12 protein-coding genes are annotated in these 13,650 nt (G+C 70.5%); 4 read left to right on the plus strand and 8 right to left on the minus strand.

Translation table 11 applies throughout. The features are described 5' to 3' along the window. Positions 1-28: 28 nt before the first annotated feature. From ftsH to dacB, 5 genes are all read right to left on the minus strand, one after another. Positions 29-2,056 carry an ATP-dependent zinc metalloprotease FtsH gene (gene ftsH, locus HNQ79_RS22170; RefSeq protein ID WP_185033796.1) on the minus strand — a complete coding sequence of 676 codons (2,028 nt, stop codon included), beginning with the start codon at positions 2,054-2,056 and terminating at the stop codon, positions 29-31. Between the two features lie 219 nt (positions 2,057-2,275). Continuing rightward, positions 2,276-2,836: a hypoxanthine phosphoribosyltransferase gene (gene hpt / locus HNQ79_RS22175; protein WP_185033798.1), complete on the minus strand. Its 561-nt coding sequence runs from the start codon at positions 2,834-2,836 to the stop codon at positions 2,276-2,278. Positions 2,837-2,865: 29 nt separating this feature from the next. Then, a complete protein-coding gene (tilS, locus tag HNQ79_RS22180; protein WP_185033800.1) occupies positions 2,866-3,891 on the minus strand; it encodes a tRNA lysidine(34) synthetase TilS in 1,026 nt (341 codons plus the stop codon). Between the two features lie 186 nt (positions 3,892-4,077). Beyond that, positions 4,078-5,211, minus strand: a complete 1,134-nt coding sequence (locus tag HNQ79_RS22185; protein WP_185033803.1) for an Rv3626c family coenzyme F420 biosynthesis-associated protein — start codon at positions 5,209-5,211, stop codon at positions 4,078-4,080. A 152-nt stretch (positions 5,212-5,363) separates the two neighbouring features. After that, positions 5,364-6,779 (minus strand): D-alanyl-D-alanine carboxypeptidase/D-alanyl-D-alanine endopeptidase, encoded by a 1,416-nt coding sequence (gene dacB, locus HNQ79_RS22190; RefSeq protein WP_185033805.1) that lies wholly within the window; start codon positions 6,777-6,779, stop codon positions 5,364-5,366. 178 nt (positions 6,780-6,957) lie between these two features. On the opposite strand from dacB, the gene HNQ79_RS22195 reads away from it, so the two are divergent. Together HNQ79_RS22195 and HNQ79_RS22200 are read left to right on the plus strand one after the other, a co-directional pair. After that, positions 6,958-7,452: an inorganic diphosphatase gene (locus tag HNQ79_RS22195; RefSeq protein WP_185034151.1), complete on the plus strand. Its 495-nt coding sequence runs from the start codon at positions 6,958-6,960 to the stop codon at positions 7,450-7,452. Positions 7,453-8,086: 634 nt separating this feature from the next. Beyond that, complete coding sequence (locus HNQ79_RS22200) at positions 8,087-9,802, plus strand: threonine/serine exporter family protein (protein ID WP_373312500.1); 1,716 nt, start codon at positions 8,087-8,089, stop codon at positions 9,800-9,802. Between the two features lie 188 nt (positions 9,803-9,990). Here HNQ79_RS22200 and HNQ79_RS22205 read toward each other — a convergent pair whose 3' ends face one another. Then, positions 9,991-10,731: a DedA family protein gene (locus HNQ79_RS22205; protein ID WP_185033807.1), complete on the minus strand. Its 741-nt coding sequence runs from the start codon at positions 10,729-10,731 to the stop codon at positions 9,991-9,993. A 167-nt stretch (positions 10,732-10,898) separates the two neighbouring features. Here HNQ79_RS22205 and HNQ79_RS22210 point away from each other — a divergent pair, with 167 nt between their 5' ends. Continuing rightward, positions 10,899-11,264 (plus strand): YbjQ family protein, encoded by a 366-nt coding sequence (locus tag HNQ79_RS22210; RefSeq protein WP_185033809.1) that lies wholly within the window; start codon positions 10,899-10,901, stop codon positions 11,262-11,264. Between the two features lie 107 nt (positions 11,265-11,371). On the opposite strand, the gene HNQ79_RS22215 is transcribed toward HNQ79_RS22210, so the two are convergent. Then, positions 11,372-12,130, minus strand: coding sequence for a MerR family transcriptional regulator (locus HNQ79_RS22215; protein WP_185033811.1), 759 nt, complete (start codon positions 12,128-12,130; stop codon positions 11,372-11,374). Between the two features lie 225 nt (positions 12,131-12,355). Here HNQ79_RS22215 and HNQ79_RS22220 point away from each other — a divergent pair, with 225 nt between their 5' ends. Beyond that, the gene (locus HNQ79_RS22220) at positions 12,356-13,069 is read left to right on the plus strand and encodes a bleomycin resistance protein (protein WP_185033813.1); all 714 of its coding nucleotides are present in this window, start codon (positions 12,356-12,358) and stop codon (positions 13,067-13,069) included. 17 nt (positions 13,070-13,086) lie between these two features. Here HNQ79_RS22220 and HNQ79_RS22225 read toward each other — a convergent pair whose 3' ends face one another. Then, positions 13,087-13,611: a DinB family protein gene (locus HNQ79_RS22225; protein WP_185033815.1), complete on the minus strand. Its 525-nt coding sequence runs from the start codon at positions 13,609-13,611 to the stop codon at positions 13,087-13,089. Positions 13,612-13,650: the final 39 nt, after the last annotated feature.

Consider the following 13,650-nt stretch of genomic DNA (forward strand, 5'->3'; position numbering starts at 1 on the left):
CCCGGTGCGAGGCGGGCGGGGGACGGTGTCAGCTGTTCTCCGGACGCTCTTCCGGAGCCGGGATCGCGTCGCCGGGGGTCACGTCCTTGGTCACCGAAGTGATCGCGGGCGTGGCGCCGTTGGTGAGCGCGAGCTCCTTGGGTGAGAGCACCGGCGGCCGGGTGGAGGGCGTACGGCGGGACGAACCGGTCCACGCGGGGCGGGCCGGACGCCGCACGATCGGCTGGAAGATCTCGGCGATCTGCTCCTTGTTCAGCGTCTCCTTCTCCAGGAGGGCCAGCACCAGGTTGTCGAGAACGTCGCGGTTCTCGACCAGGATCTCCCACGCCTCGTTGTGCGCGGTCTCGATGAGCTTCTTGACCTCTTCGTCGACGAGCGCGGCGACCTCTTCCGAGTAGTCGCGCTGGTGCGTCATGTCCCGGCCCAGGAAGGGCTCGGTGTTGTCGCCGCCGAACTTGATCGCGCCGAGGCGCTCGGTCATGCCGTACTGCGTGACCATCGAGCGGGCCGTACCGGTGGCCTTCTCGATGTCGTTCGCGGCACCCGTCGTCGGGTCGTGGAAGACCAGCTCCTCGGCCGCGCGCCCGCCCAGCATGTACGCCAGCTGGTCGAGCATCTCGTTGCGCGTGGTCGAGTACTTGTCCTCTTCCGGAAGCACCATGGTGTAACCCAGGGCCCGGCCGCGCGACAGGATCGTGATCTTGTGGACCGGGTCCGAGTTCGGCAGAGCCGCCGCGACCAGGGCGTGTCCGCCCTCGTGGTACGCGGTGATCTTCTTTTCCTTTTCGGACATGATCCGGGTCCGCTTCTGCGGGCCCGCCACGACGCGGTCGATCGCCTCGTCGAGCATGAGGTTGTCGACCAGCTTCAGGTTGCTGCGCGCCGTGAGCAGCGCGGCCTCGTTCAGCACGTTCGCCAGGTCCGCGCCGGTGAAGCCGGGCGTACGACGGGCGACAGCACCCAGGTCGACGTCCGGGGCGACCGGCTTGCCCTTCTGGTGGACCTTGAGGATCTCCAGACGGCCCTGCATGTCCGGCCGGTCGACCGCGATCTGCCGGTCGAAGCGGCCCGGGCGCAGCAGCGCCGGGTCGAGGATGTCCGGCCGGTTCGTCGCGGCGATCAGGATGACGCCGCCCTTGACGTCGAAGCCGTCCATCTCGACGAGCAGCTGGTTGAGCGTCTGCTCGCGCTCGTCGTGACCGCCGCCCATGCCGGCGCCGCGGTGGCGGCCGACGGCGTCGATCTCGTCGACGAAGACGATCGCCGGGGCGTTCGCCTTGGCCTGCTCGAAAAGGTCACGGACACGCGAGGCGCCGACACCCACGAACATCTCGACGAAGTCGGAGCCCGAGATGGAGTAGAAGGGCACGCCCGCCTCGCCCGCGACAGCTCGCGCGAGCAGCGTCTTGCCGGTGCCGGGCGGGCCGTACAGCAGCACACCCTTGGGAATCTTGGCGCCGACGGCCTGGAACTTCGCCGGCTCCTGGAGGAACTCCTTGATCTCGTGGAGTTCCTCGACCGCCTCGTCGGACCCGGCCACGTCGGCGAAGGTCGTCTTCGGAGTGTCCTTGGTGATGAGCTTCGCCTTGGACTTCCCGAACTGCATGACCCGGGAGCCGCCGCCCTGCATCTGATTCATCAGGAACAGGAAGACGACGACGATCAGGACGAAGGGCAGCAGGGACAGCAGGATCCCGACGAAGGCGTTCTGCTTCGTCGGCGTGACCGTGTAGCCCTTTTCGAGCTTGCCGGACTCAAATTTCTTGTCGAGCTCCGCGACGAGCGTGGAGCCCTGGTTGCCGATGTAGCTCGCCTGGATCTTGGAGCTGTCGTCGACCTTGAGGTCGCCCGTCAGCTCAACCTTGATGATCTGTTCGTCACCGGTGGTGACCTTGACCTGCCGGGCCTGGTCCTTGGCGATCGCCTGGATGACCTTGCCGGTGTCGACCGTCTTGTAGCCGCCAGACGAGCCGACGACCTGCATCAGCACGACCACGGCGAGGACGGCCAGCACGATCCACATGACCGGCCCACGGAAGTATCGCTTCACGTCCATCCATACGGGGCGAACTGCGCCCCGTCCCTCCTGCCCGTAGGTAAATGCCGCTGAATAAAAGACTGTTCTTCGGACGGTACCCCAGCATTGTCACCCGCGACCGCAGGGGACGGCTGACAAGGCTGCCTTCCCCTGCTCCAACGGCGGGAATAGCGCGAGGGTTCCCCGAAACGGCCCCGAGGTGCCCCGGAAGGGTTCCCGGGGGCCGGATGCCCGGGCTCAGCCCCCGTATACGTGGGGCGCGAGCGTCCCGACGAAGGGGAGGTTCCGGTACTTCTCGGCGTAATCCAGGCCGTATCCCACGACGAATTCATTCGGAATGTCGAAGCCGACCCACTTCACGTCGATCGCGACCTTGGCGGCCTCCGGCTTGCGCAGCAGCGTGCACACGTTGAGGGACGCCGGTTCGCGGGAGCCGAGGTTCGACAGCAGCCACGACAGCGTCAGGCCGGAGTCGATGATGTCCTCGACGATCAGGACGTGCTTGCCCTTGATGTCGGTGTCCAGGTCCTTGAGGATCCGGACCACACCGGAGGACTGGGTGCCCGCGCCGTACGACGACACCGCCATCCAGTCCATGGTGAGGGGGGTGGACAGCGCACGCGCCAGGTCCGCCATCACCATCACGGCACCCTTGAGCACCCCGACGATGAGCAGGTCCTTGCCCGCGTACTCCGCATCGATCTCCGCGGCCAGCCCGGCCAGCTTCGCGTCGATCTCTTCCTTGGTGATGAGCACCGACTTGAGGTCGGTACCCATGTCGTTCGCGTCCACCCGCATCACTTTCGTAGAACGTCGGCCCTGCCGATTCAGCCCTGCCGAATCACCAGTCTGCCACCCTGCCGCCGGGCCTCCACCCGGCCGGGGAGATTGATGGCTCCCTGACCGCGCCAACCGGTGATCAGCCGGTCCACCTCTTCGATGTGCCGGGCGAAGAGAGAGCCCGCGGGCGACCCGGCCTCGATGACCGCGCCGCGCAGCACCCGGCGGCGCACCGCGGGGGGCAGGGCGTAGAGCTTGGCGCATTCGAGGCGGCCGGTCTCGTCCCGTACGGAACGGCCGGCGTCGGCGGCCCAGTGGTCGAGGGCGTCCGCGTCGTCGCGGGAGAGCTGGGCGGTGCGGGCGAGGGCTTCGACGACCCCCTTGCCGAGCGCCTTCTCCAGGGCGGGCAGGCCTTCCTGGCGGAGCCGCGAGCGGGTGTAGGCGGGGTCGGCGTTGTGCGGGTCGTCCCAGACGGGCAGGGACTGGACCATGCAGGCCTTGCGGGCGGTCTGCCGGTCGAGCTGGAGGAAGGGGCGCCGGTAGCGTCCGGCCGCCCCCGAGACGGCCGCCATACCGGACAGCGAACGGGTGCCGGAGCCACGGGCCAGGCCGAGCAGGACGGTCTCGGCCTGGTCGTCGCGGGTGTGGCCGAGCAGGACGGCGACGGCGCCGTGCCGCTGGGCGCTGCCGTCCAGGGCGGCGTACCGGGCGTCGCGGGCGGCGGCCTCGGGGCCCCCGGCGCGGCCGACGGTCACCGAGACGGCCTCGACGGGGGCCAGCCCCAGCGAGGACATCCGGGTCACGACTTCGGCGGCGCGGGTGCCCGATCCCGCCTGGAGGTTGTGGTCGACGGTGACGCCGCCGGCCCGGACGCCCAGCTTGGGCGCCTCGAAGGCGAGCGCGGAGGCGAGCGCCATGGAGTCGGCGCCGCCGGAGCACGCCACGAGCACGAGCGGCGGGGCGGCCGGCTCGTGCGCGGGGTCGAGCTGCTTGCGGTGGTGGTCGTTCAGGACGTCGTGGAGTACGCGGCGGACCGCCAGGCGTATCGCTGCGACCGCAGGATGGGGACCCATGTCCGGTGCCCTTCGGTGGAGTTGGGGTGCCTCGGGAGGAGGCGTCTCTGTCACGGAGAGTGCGTAGATGGTGACAGAAACGAGCGGTTACCCGAGCATTGCACGCCTACCCAGCGCTTACGGTCCCTCGGATGGGTGATTTCGGGGGCGTTTCCCTTACCGGTCCTGCCGAGGCGCACTCCGGTGTCAGGCGTCTCCCTTACGGTGCACCCGCGCGACCCAGTCCGCCGGTTTTGCGATCTCGGCCTTGGTCGGAAGCGTGTTCGGCGAGGTCCACACCCGGTTGAAGCCGTCCATGCCGACCTCGTCGACCACCGCGCGCACAAACTTTTCGCCGTCCTTGTACTGGCGCAGCTTGGCGTCCATGCCGAGCAGCTTGCGCAGCGCGAGGTCCAGCCGGCTGGCGCCCTTGGCCCGGCGCTGCTGGAACTTCTCGCGGATCTCGGCGACGGACGGCACGACCTGGGGGCCGACCCCGTCCATGACGTAGTCCGCGTGTCCTTCGAGCAGGGACATCACGGCGGTCAGCCGGCCGAGGATCTCGCGCTGCGCGGGACTCTGGACGAGTTCGACGAGGCTGCGTCCGCCGTCGTCGTCCGCCTCGCCCTCGGGGCGGCTGCCCGCGAAGGACTGGGCGGCTTCGCGGACGCGCTCCAGGATCGTCATCGGGTCGACGTCGGTCTCGCCGAGGAACGACTGGATCTCGTTCTCCAGGTGGTCGCGCAGCCAGGGCACGGCGGTGAACTGGGTGCGGTGGGTCTCCTCGTGCAGGCAGACCCAGAGCCGGAAGTCGTGCGGGTCCACTTCGAGTTCGCGCTCGACCTGGACGATGTTCGGGGCGATCAGCAGGAGGCGGCCCCCGCCGTTCCCGCCGGCGGGGAGGTCTCGGGAGGCGGGGGCGAAGGTCTCGTACTGGCCCAGTACCCGGGAGGACAGGAAGGACAGCAGCATGCCGACCTCCACGCCGGTGACCTTGCCGCCGACGGCACCGATGACGGCTCCGCCGGGGGAATTGCCGCGACGTTCCTGCATCTTGCCCAGCAGGGGTTTCAGCAGTTCGCGGAAGCCCGCGACGTTCGCCCTGATCCAGCCCGCCCGGTCCACGACCAGTACCGGGGTGTCCTGTGGCTCCGTGCCTTCGGGGATCATCCGCGTGAACGCGCGGACGTGTTCCTCGGACGCCTTGGCATGCCTGCGAAGCTCCGCGACGACCGCGCGGGCCTCGTCCCGACTGACGTCGGGACCGGGCCTCACCAGTCGGGTCGCGGTCGCCACCGCGAGCTTCCAGTCGACCATCTCCGCACCACCGATGCTCGTCATGCGTCAACCGTACGTTGTCGAGTGCGTGCGCGGAGGGGGTCGGTAAGAGTGGGGTGCGACGGAGCGGGCACGGCGTACGGACGGCGACGGGGCCACGGCCGCCTGCGGCGCGGCGCCGCTCCGCCCGTTTCCCGGAACTGCCGGTCAGCCGGTCAGCCGGTCGCCGCGAGTTTCGAGGCCAGGGCGTCCAGGGCGTCCTGGGCCGGGTCCCGGGCGGGGGTGCCGCCCGCCAGGAACGCGAAGGCGACCAGGCGGCCGTCCTGGGTGACGACGGTTCCGGCGAGTGTGTTGATGCCGTTCAGGGTGCCCGTCTTGGCGCGGACCAGGCCTGTTCCGGGGGCGTCCGCGGCGTACCTCGTGCTGAGCGTGCCGCTGAAGCCCGCGACCGGGAGGCCGGTCAGCACCGGGCGGAGCTCGGGGTGTGCGGGGTCCGCCGCCCGGGTGAGGAGCGCCGTGAGCAGGCTCGCGGACACCCGGTCGTTGCGGTCGAGACCGCTGCCGTCCGCGAAGCGGGCACCGGTGAGGGCGTCGGCCGCCGGGAGGTCCAGCCCGGCGAGCCGGTCGTGCACCGCCTTGCCCGCGCCCGCGAAGCTCACCTCCTCGCCCGCCGCGATCGCCGTCTGCCGGGCGAGGGCCTCGGCGATGTCGTTGTCGCTGTGGGTCAGGGTGCGCTCGACGAGAGCGGAGAGGGGGGCGGAGAGGGTCTTGGCGACCGGCTCGGCGTCGGCGGGTGCCTTGGCGGAGGACGGGTCGCCGGTCAGTCCGACGCCCAGGGCCCGGAGTTCGGCCGCGAAGGCGCGGGCCGCGTCGCCGGCCGGGTCGGGGCTGCGGTCGCCGATGCCGCTGCGGGTGCCGTCGATGCGGCCCTCGTTCACCATCAGCGGCGTCACGCGCGCGAGGTTCTCGTTGTTCCGGCCGATGGGGTGGATGTCGGGGCCGGTGTAGAGGGTCGTGTCGTAGGAGAGGGAGACCGGGCCGGCGCCCTTGTCGCGCAGGGCGCGGGCGGTGTCGGCGGCGAGGGCGCGCAGTCCCTCCTTCTCCAGGGTGGGATCGCCGCCTCCCTTGAGGACGACGCCCGTGCCGTCGGCGGTGGCCAGGACGGTGGTGGGGATCCGGTGGTCGGGGCCGAGCGCGGACAGCGCCGCGACCGCCGTGGCGATCTTCACGGTGGACGCCGGGGTCATGGCGTCCCGCTCGCCGCGCGTGAACAGCGGCTCGCCGGTGGTGGCGTCCACGACGGACGCGGTACGGAGCCGGCCGAGGGCGGCGGCGTCGAACAGCGGCGCCAGTGCCCCCTTGACGCGGTCGGCCTTCGACGGCGGAACGGCGGGTGCGCCGAGCGTGCCCAGGACGCTGCGGGCGCTGGGCGCGGGGGCCGGTTCGGCCGGGTTCCGGGACGGCATTTCGTGATGTGCGCCACCCGTACGGTCGTGGGCGGCCGCAACGTCCCGTTCGGCCTTACGCTGACCGGAGTCCCAGGGCCCCGAGACGGCGACCGCACCGGCCGCCAACGCCAGTCCGGCCACGGCGGAGCCCGCCGTGAGCTGCCAGGTTTTGAGCTTGGGCACTGCGGACCAGCCCCTTTCGCGATCACACGTCTGCGTGAGGGACACTTAACCACTGCGTTCTGCGTGAGCAGGGCACCCCGCGAGGCATACCCGTCCATTCGGCCGGACCCGGGGGGAGCCGACTCCTCCGGGAGGGCGCAGCATCCCTAGGACTGTGTTGATCATGGAGGAGCCACCCGTGGAGTTCGACGTCACCATCGAGATTCCGAAGGGTTCGCGGAACAAGTACGAGGTGGACCACGAGACCGGTCGGATCCGTCTGGACCGTCGACTCTTCACCTCGACCAGCTACCCCGCGGACTACGGATTCGTCGAGAACACCCTCGGCGAGGACGGTGACCCGCTGGACGCGCTGGTCATCCTGGACGAGCCCACCTTCCCGGGCTGCGTCATCAAGTGCCGCGCGATCGGCATGTTCCGCATGACGGACGAGGCCGGCGGCGACGACAAGCTGCTGTGCGTCCCGGCGTCGGACCCGCGGGTGGAGCACCTTCGCGACATCCACCACGTGTCGGAGTTCGACCGCCTGGAGATCCAGCACTTCTTCGAGGTCTACAAGGACCTGGAGCCCGGTAAGTCGGTCGAGGGCGCGGACTGGGTCGGCCGGACCGAGGCGGAAGCCGAGATCGAGGCCTCGTACAAGCGGCTTGAGGCGCAGGGCGGGGCGCACTGAACGGTGCGTGAGCGGTAACCGTAGGCGGTAGGTGCGGCGGGCGGCGTGCACTCCTCGTTTTTTGGGGGGTGGGCCGCCCGCTGTGCTGTGTGTGAGGGGCGCGGTACGGGGGCCGGGCTTTACGGAGGGGCTGGGCGGAGCGGGGGCGGGGTGTACGTGGGGTGGCGGGGCGCGGGGTGGGAGGTGCGCGTCCCGTGGGGGGCCGCCCCCTTGCCCGCCCGTTCCGCCCCCGGGGGCGGCCCCGCCGCCCAAGAGGGCTACGGGACGGTGGGGGCGGCCCCGCCGCCCAAGGGGGCTACCGGGGGCGGGCCGGCGTAGGGGGTGGGGGTGGCGGGCGGCGAGGGGGGTGGATCCGTGGACATACTGGGCAGGCGGGTGTGTCGAGGCGTGTGGAGTGGTGGGAGCGAGGCGAGTGGTGGCGGAGTCGGAGCGGGGCAAGGGCGGTACCGGGGCTGAGGAGGCCGAGGACCGCAAGCCGACATCGGACGAGGCGCACAGCGCGTTCGCGGCGCCGTCCGGAGCGAAGGCTGCCGCCGGGTCCGGGTCCGGAGTGGGTGGGAACTCCGAGGCCGGGCGCAGCGGACGTACCGCGTCCAGCACCACGTCCGGGGTCGGCGCGACCCAGGCCATCCCCGTGGTGGCGGTGGACGAGGACCAGTCCGTGACCTCCGAGTTCGCGCTCCCGCAGGGCTTGCGGAGCACTCCGGTGGTCGAGGAGGAGCAGCCGACCTCCGAGTTCGCCCTTCCCAGGGGGCTGACGCCCGAGACCCCGCAGTCGCAGGAAGGCTCCGCCTTCGACGTGCCGAAGACCGCCGCCCAGAAGCGGAACACGCAGAGGGGCGGGTCCGGAACCGCGCTGGACGTTTCCAGGACCTACGGCGCGCGGCACTCGCCGCCGGCCTTCACCCCCGCCCACGGCATACCCATGGTCAAGCTGACCAAGGAGGCCCCCTGGCAGGACCGGATGCGCACCCTGCTGCGGATGCCCGTCGGGGACCGGCCGGTGCCGGACACCGTGCAGCGGCACGGCGACGAGGAGGACTCGGGACCGGCCGTGCCGCGCGTGCTCGACCTGACGCTGCGTATCGGCGAGCTGCTGCTGGCGGGCGGCGAGGGCGCCGAGGACGTCGAGGCGGCCATGTTCGCGGTGTCCCGGGCGTACGGACTCGACCGGTGCGAGCCGACCGTCACTTTCACGCTGCTGTCCATCTCGTACCAGCCCTCCCTCGTCGACGACCCCGTCACCGCGAGCCGGACCGTGCGGCGCCGGGGCACCGACTACACCCGTCTGGCGGGCGTCTACCGGCTGGTCGCGGACATCACGGCCGCGGACACCGACGTCACCCTGGAGGAGGCGTACCGGCGGCTGGCGGAGATCCGGCGGAACCGGCACCCGTACCCCGGGTGGGCGCTCACCGGTGCCAGCGGGCTGCTCGCGGGTTCGGCCTCGGTGCTGGTCGGCGGTGGTGTGCTCGTGTTCATCGCGGCGACGCTCGGGGCGATCCTGGGCGACCGGCTGGCGTGGCTGTGCGCGGGGCGCGGGCTGCCCGAGTTCTACCAGTTCGTGGCGGCGGCGATGCCGCCGGCCGCGATGGGCGTGGGCCTGGCCTTCGTGCCCGACAGCGTGGTGAGCGGAATCCTGCCGTCCGCCGTGATCACCGGTGGGCTGTTCGCGCTGCTGCCGGGACGGGCGCTGGTCGCGGGCGTACAGGACGGGCTGACCGGCTACTACATCACCGCGTCCGCGCGGCTGCTCGAAGTCATGTACTTCTTCATCGCGATCGTGCTGGGCGTGTTGATCGTGCTGTACGTGGGGGCGGGGCTGAACCCGAACCTGCATCCCGACGCGACGATGCACGTGCAGTCGCGGCCGGTGATCCAGATCCTGGCCTCGATCGCCCTGTGCTTCGCCTTCGCGATCCTGCTCCAGCAGGAGCGCAGCACCGTCCTGATGGTGTCCCTCAACGGCGGCGTCGCGTGGATCGTCTTCGGGGCGATGAACACCACCGGGAACATCTCGGCGGTGGCGTCGACCGCAGTGGCGGCCGGGCTGGTGGGCCTCTTCGGACAGCTCTTCTCGCGCTACCAGTACGCGTCGGCGCTGCCGTACGTGACGGCGGCGATCGGGCCGCTGCTGCCGGGTTCCTCGACGTACTACGGACTCCTCGGCATCGCTCAGAACGACGTGAACGCGGGGCTCACCTCCTTGTCCAAGGCGGCGGCGATCGCGCTGGCGATCGCGATCGGCGTGAACCTGGGGGGCGAGATCTCCCGGCTGTTCCTGCGGACGCCGGGGGCGGCGCGCGAGGGGGGGAGCAGGAGGGCGGCGAAGCGGACTCGGGGGTTCTAGGCGAGGTGGGGCCGCGAGGTGGGGCCGCCCCCTTGCCCGCCCGTTCCGCCCCCGGGGCGCGGGGCCCGCCCGCCCTCCGCGGGACGGCCGGGGCCCGCCGCCCAAGGGGGCTCCGGAGGAAGGGCGCGCCGCCCCACCGCCCAGGGGGCTGTGGGGCGGCGCCGTGGGGTTCCCGCAGGCAGTCGGGGTCAGCGTTTGGCGTGGCGACCGCGTTGGGGGGGGTTCGGGGGCTGGGGCTGGGGCTGCAGGGGGGCGCCGTCGGGGCCGATGACCGGTGCGGCGCCGTGCTGCGGGACCGGCGGGCTCTTCTTCGACTGGCGGCGGGCCTTGATGACCTCGACGACGATCGGTACCACCGAGATCAGCACGATGGCGATCAGGATCATCTCGATGTTCTTGTGCACGAACTCGACGTTGCCGAGAGCCGCACCGAGCAGGGTGACGCCCGCGCCCCAGAGCACGCCGCCGACGATGTTGTACGTGATGAACGTGCGGTAGTTCATCTTGCTGACACCGACGATGATCGGCGTGAAGGTGCGCACGATGGGCACGAAGCGGGCCAGGATCAGCGCCTTCGGGCCGTGCTTCTCGAAGAACTCGTGAGCCTTCTGGACGTTCTCCTGCTTGAAGATCTTGGAGTCCGGCCGGCTGAAGAGGGCCGGGCCGACCTTCCGTCCGAAGAGGTAGCCCACCTGGTCGCCCACGACCGCGGCGATCACGATCAGCAGACAGAGCAGCCACAGCGGAGTCTTCAGCACGCCCGTCGTCACCAGCAGACCGGCGGTGAAGAGGAGCGAGTCGCCGGGCAGGAAGAAGCCGATCAGCAGACCGGACTCGGCGAAGACGATGGCCAGCAGGCCGTACAGGCCGAATTGGTTGAGCAGGAAGTCCGGGTCCAGCCAGGCCGGTCCGAGCGCAATCGTGTTCACGGGTTCCGGACTCCAGGGGGATCGTCTTCAAGTGGGCTGGCCAAAAGTATCAACGCCTATCGGCACTCGCGGGTTCCCCCGGTCCTTCCAGGGTGCACTCTGCGCGTACGAGCGCAAGGCTCTCCGGGGAGAACGGGCGCGAAGTCGACGGGAAGAGGTGCATCCGGATGGGAATCGAGGAGTTCGGCGGCGGCCAGAGCGGCGAATCGGACATTCTGGTCGTCACCACCAACGACGTACCGGGTCATCGGGTGGAACGGGTGATCGGCGAGGTGTTCGGCCTGACAGTACGGTCCCGGCACGTGGGCAGCCAGATCGGGGCCGGGTTGAAGTCGTTGGTCGGCGGGGAGCTGCGCGGCCTGACCAAGACGCTCGTGGAAACCCGCAGCCAGGCGATGGAGCGGCTGACGGAGCAGGCGCGGGCGCGCGGGGCGAACGCGGTGCTGGCGATGCGGTTCGACGTCACGGCGGGCGCGGACGTCGGTACCGAGGTGTGCGCGTACGGGACGGCGGTCGTCATCGTCAGGGAGTGAGAACCGGTGCGCGCGGACGGGGCGTGGGGCCGGGAGCCGGGCCCGGCGGACCCGTCCCCGCCCCCGCCCCGTGCCCACGCCCGTGCCCGTGCCTGGGCCCGTGCCCGTCAGACGTTCCGTACCCCGTTGGCCAGGATCGCGTCGCGCATGTAGACAGCGAGGCCGGGGCGGATGTTCTCGTAGACCGCGGTGAACCGTTCGTCCGCGACGTACATCTCGCCGAAGCAGGTGTGCATCTCGTGCGAGACGTGGAAGTAGCCGTCGCACATGAACAGGCGGTGTTCCTCGGCCACGTCCATGGCGTCGGTCGAGTCCGCCGGGACGCCCGCGGCGAGCAGGTCGGCCATGTTGTTGTGGAGGGCGTCGAGCCCCTCGGTGAGCCGCTTCCAGTCCTCCTTCGTGTAGGTGGCGGTCCGCCGCTGGGACTCGCGGTACGCGTCGGTGTCCCCCCAGCGCTCCTGGACCTCCTCCGCGTACTGGTCGGGGTCGTGGTCCCCGAAGACCTCGAACTTCTCCTCGGGGGTGAGGTTGATGCCCATCCTCCGTGCCTCCATGGCGGTTTCGACGGCGGCGGCCATCTCCTGGAGTCTGGTGATCCGGGCGGACAGCAGTTCGTGCTGGCGCCGCAGGTGTTCCCGCGGGTCCGTGTGCGGGTCGTCCAGGAGGGTCGCCACCTGGTCGAGAGGGAAGCCGAGCTCCCGGTAGAACAGGATCTGCTGCAACCGGTCCAGATCCGTGTCGTCGTAACGCCGGTGACCTGCGTGGCTGCGCCCGCTCGGGGAGAGCAGGCCGATCGCGTCGTAGTGGTGCAGGGTGCGCACGGTCACTCCGGCGAACTCGGCGACCTGTCCCACGGAATAGCTCATGGCGGTTCCGCTGCCCTCTCTGTGAGGTGGTGTTCCGTGTCGTTCCTCAGCGTGCCTCCTCACGTCGCGTGAGGTGCAAGTCCGTGTCCGGGGTCTCCGCCGCGAAGACGTAAGCCCCCATCCTCGATCCACCCGGTCTGGCCCGCGCGCCCGGTGCGCCGGACCGGTCACGGGGGTACGCGAGAACCCTGTACACGAATGGTCAAATTTGACTAGGGTCGCTGCATGGCCGAGAAGACGATTCCGATCCTCCCCTGCCCACACATCCAGCCGGTGGTCGACTTCTACACCGTGCTCGGTTTCACGACGACGTATCAGCAGAACAGCCCCAACCCCTACGCGGAGGTGGAGCGCGGCGGCATCCGGCTCCAGTTCTTCGGGATGAAGAAGTACGACCCCACGCAGTCGTACTCGTCCGCGTACATCGTCAGCGACGGCGTGGACGCGCTCTACGAGGACTTCCGGGGCCGCCTCAAGGAGGCGTACGGGAGGATCCCGGCGCGGGGGCTGCCGCGCATCGGAGCACTGCGGGACATGTCCTTCGGGATGCGGCAGTTCCTGGTCAGCGATCCGGGCGGCAACTGCCTGAGGTTCGGGCAGCCCGCCGGGGAGGATTTGACCCGCGCCCCGTCGGACACCTTCGGCCGGGCGATGTACTACGCGGCCCGCTGGGTCGACGCCAGGGAGCACTTGGCGGGTGCCGCCCAGCTCCTGGACCGGACGCTGGCGATCACGGACGAGCAGCCCACCCCGGTGCAGGTGTTCGAGATGCTGGTGATGCGGGCCGACGTGGCCTTCCGGAGCGACTGCCTTCAGGAGGCCGCCGGTTTCCTGGACCGGGCGAGGACGGTACGGCTCGGCTCCGCCGAGCAGGCCGCCGTACGAGACGAGCTGCGGCGGTCCGAGGAGATCCGGGAGGCCCTCCTCGGACCGCGATGAGAGCGGCGCCCCGCGCGCTATTCCCCGAGTTCGTACGAGTTCTTGCCGTCCAGGGACTCGCGGATGATGTCCGCGTGGCCGGCGTGCCGGGCCATCTCGGTGATCAGGCGCAGCAGCACCCAGCGCAGCGAGACGTCCTCCTTGGGGAACCAGGGGGTGTCGGGCAGCGAGAACGTCGTATTCAGGTCGGCCGCTCGCGCGAACTCGGCTCCCGTGCGCGCCACTTCGGCCCAGCGTTCGGTCATCGCGGACACCGTCTCGCCCTGCTCGGGGACCAGCCGGAAGGAGTCCTGCCAGTCGGTCTCGGAGCGCTCGGCGGGGGTGATCTCGCAGCCCGCGAGCGCGAGCCAGTTCTGCTCGACCTCGGTGACGTGCTTGAGGAGGCCGGAGAGCGAGAGCGTGCTGGCGCTCGGCGTGGTGGCCGCCTGCTCGTCCGTGAGGCCGCGCAGGGCGTTGCGGATGCCCGCGCGCTGCTCGTCCAGGAAGGCGAGGAGGGTGCTGGTCTCGTCGGTGCAGTTCTCGGCGCTGACGTGCAGGACCATGGCGGGCCGCCCTTCGGGGGAGTTTCTCTGGAACGACTC

This window comes from Streptomyces candidus, from assembly GCF_014207445.1.
GTDB lineage: Bacteria > Actinomycetota > Actinomycetes > Streptomycetales > Streptomycetaceae > Streptomyces > Streptomyces candidus.

What these genes read in the sequence shown, in the direction of transcription:
- HNQ79_RS22220 (WP_185033813.1), top strand. Translation starts at nt 12,356, where the DNA reads ATGGCCGAGAAGACGATTCCGATCCTCCCCTGCCCACACATCCAGCCG.
- HNQ79_RS22225 (WP_185033815.1), bottom strand. Translation starts at nt 13,611, where the DNA reads ATGGTCCTGCACGTCAGCGCCGAGAACTGCACCGACGAGACCAGCACC.
- ftsH (WP_185033796.1), bottom strand. Translation starts at nt 2,056, where the DNA reads ATGGACGTGAAGCGATACTTCCGTGGGCCGGTCATGTGGATCGTGCTG.
- HNQ79_RS22210 (WP_185033809.1), top strand. Translation starts at nt 10,899, where the DNA reads ATGGGAATCGAGGAGTTCGGCGGCGGCCAGAGCGGCGAATCGGACATT.
- hpt (WP_185033798.1), bottom strand. Translation starts at nt 2,836, where the DNA reads ATGCGGGTGGACGCGAACGACATGGGTACCGACCTCAAGTCGGTGCTC.
- tilS (WP_185033800.1), bottom strand. Translation starts at nt 3,891, where the DNA reads ATGGGTCCCCATCCTGCGGTCGCAGCGATACGCCTGGCGGTCCGCCGC.
- HNQ79_RS22185 (WP_185033803.1), bottom strand. Translation starts at nt 5,211, where the DNA reads ATGACGAGCATCGGTGGTGCGGAGATGGTCGACTGGAAGCTCGCGGTG.
- HNQ79_RS22215 (WP_185033811.1), bottom strand. Translation starts at nt 12,130, where the DNA reads ATGAGCTATTCCGTGGGACAGGTCGCCGAGTTCGCCGGAGTGACCGTG.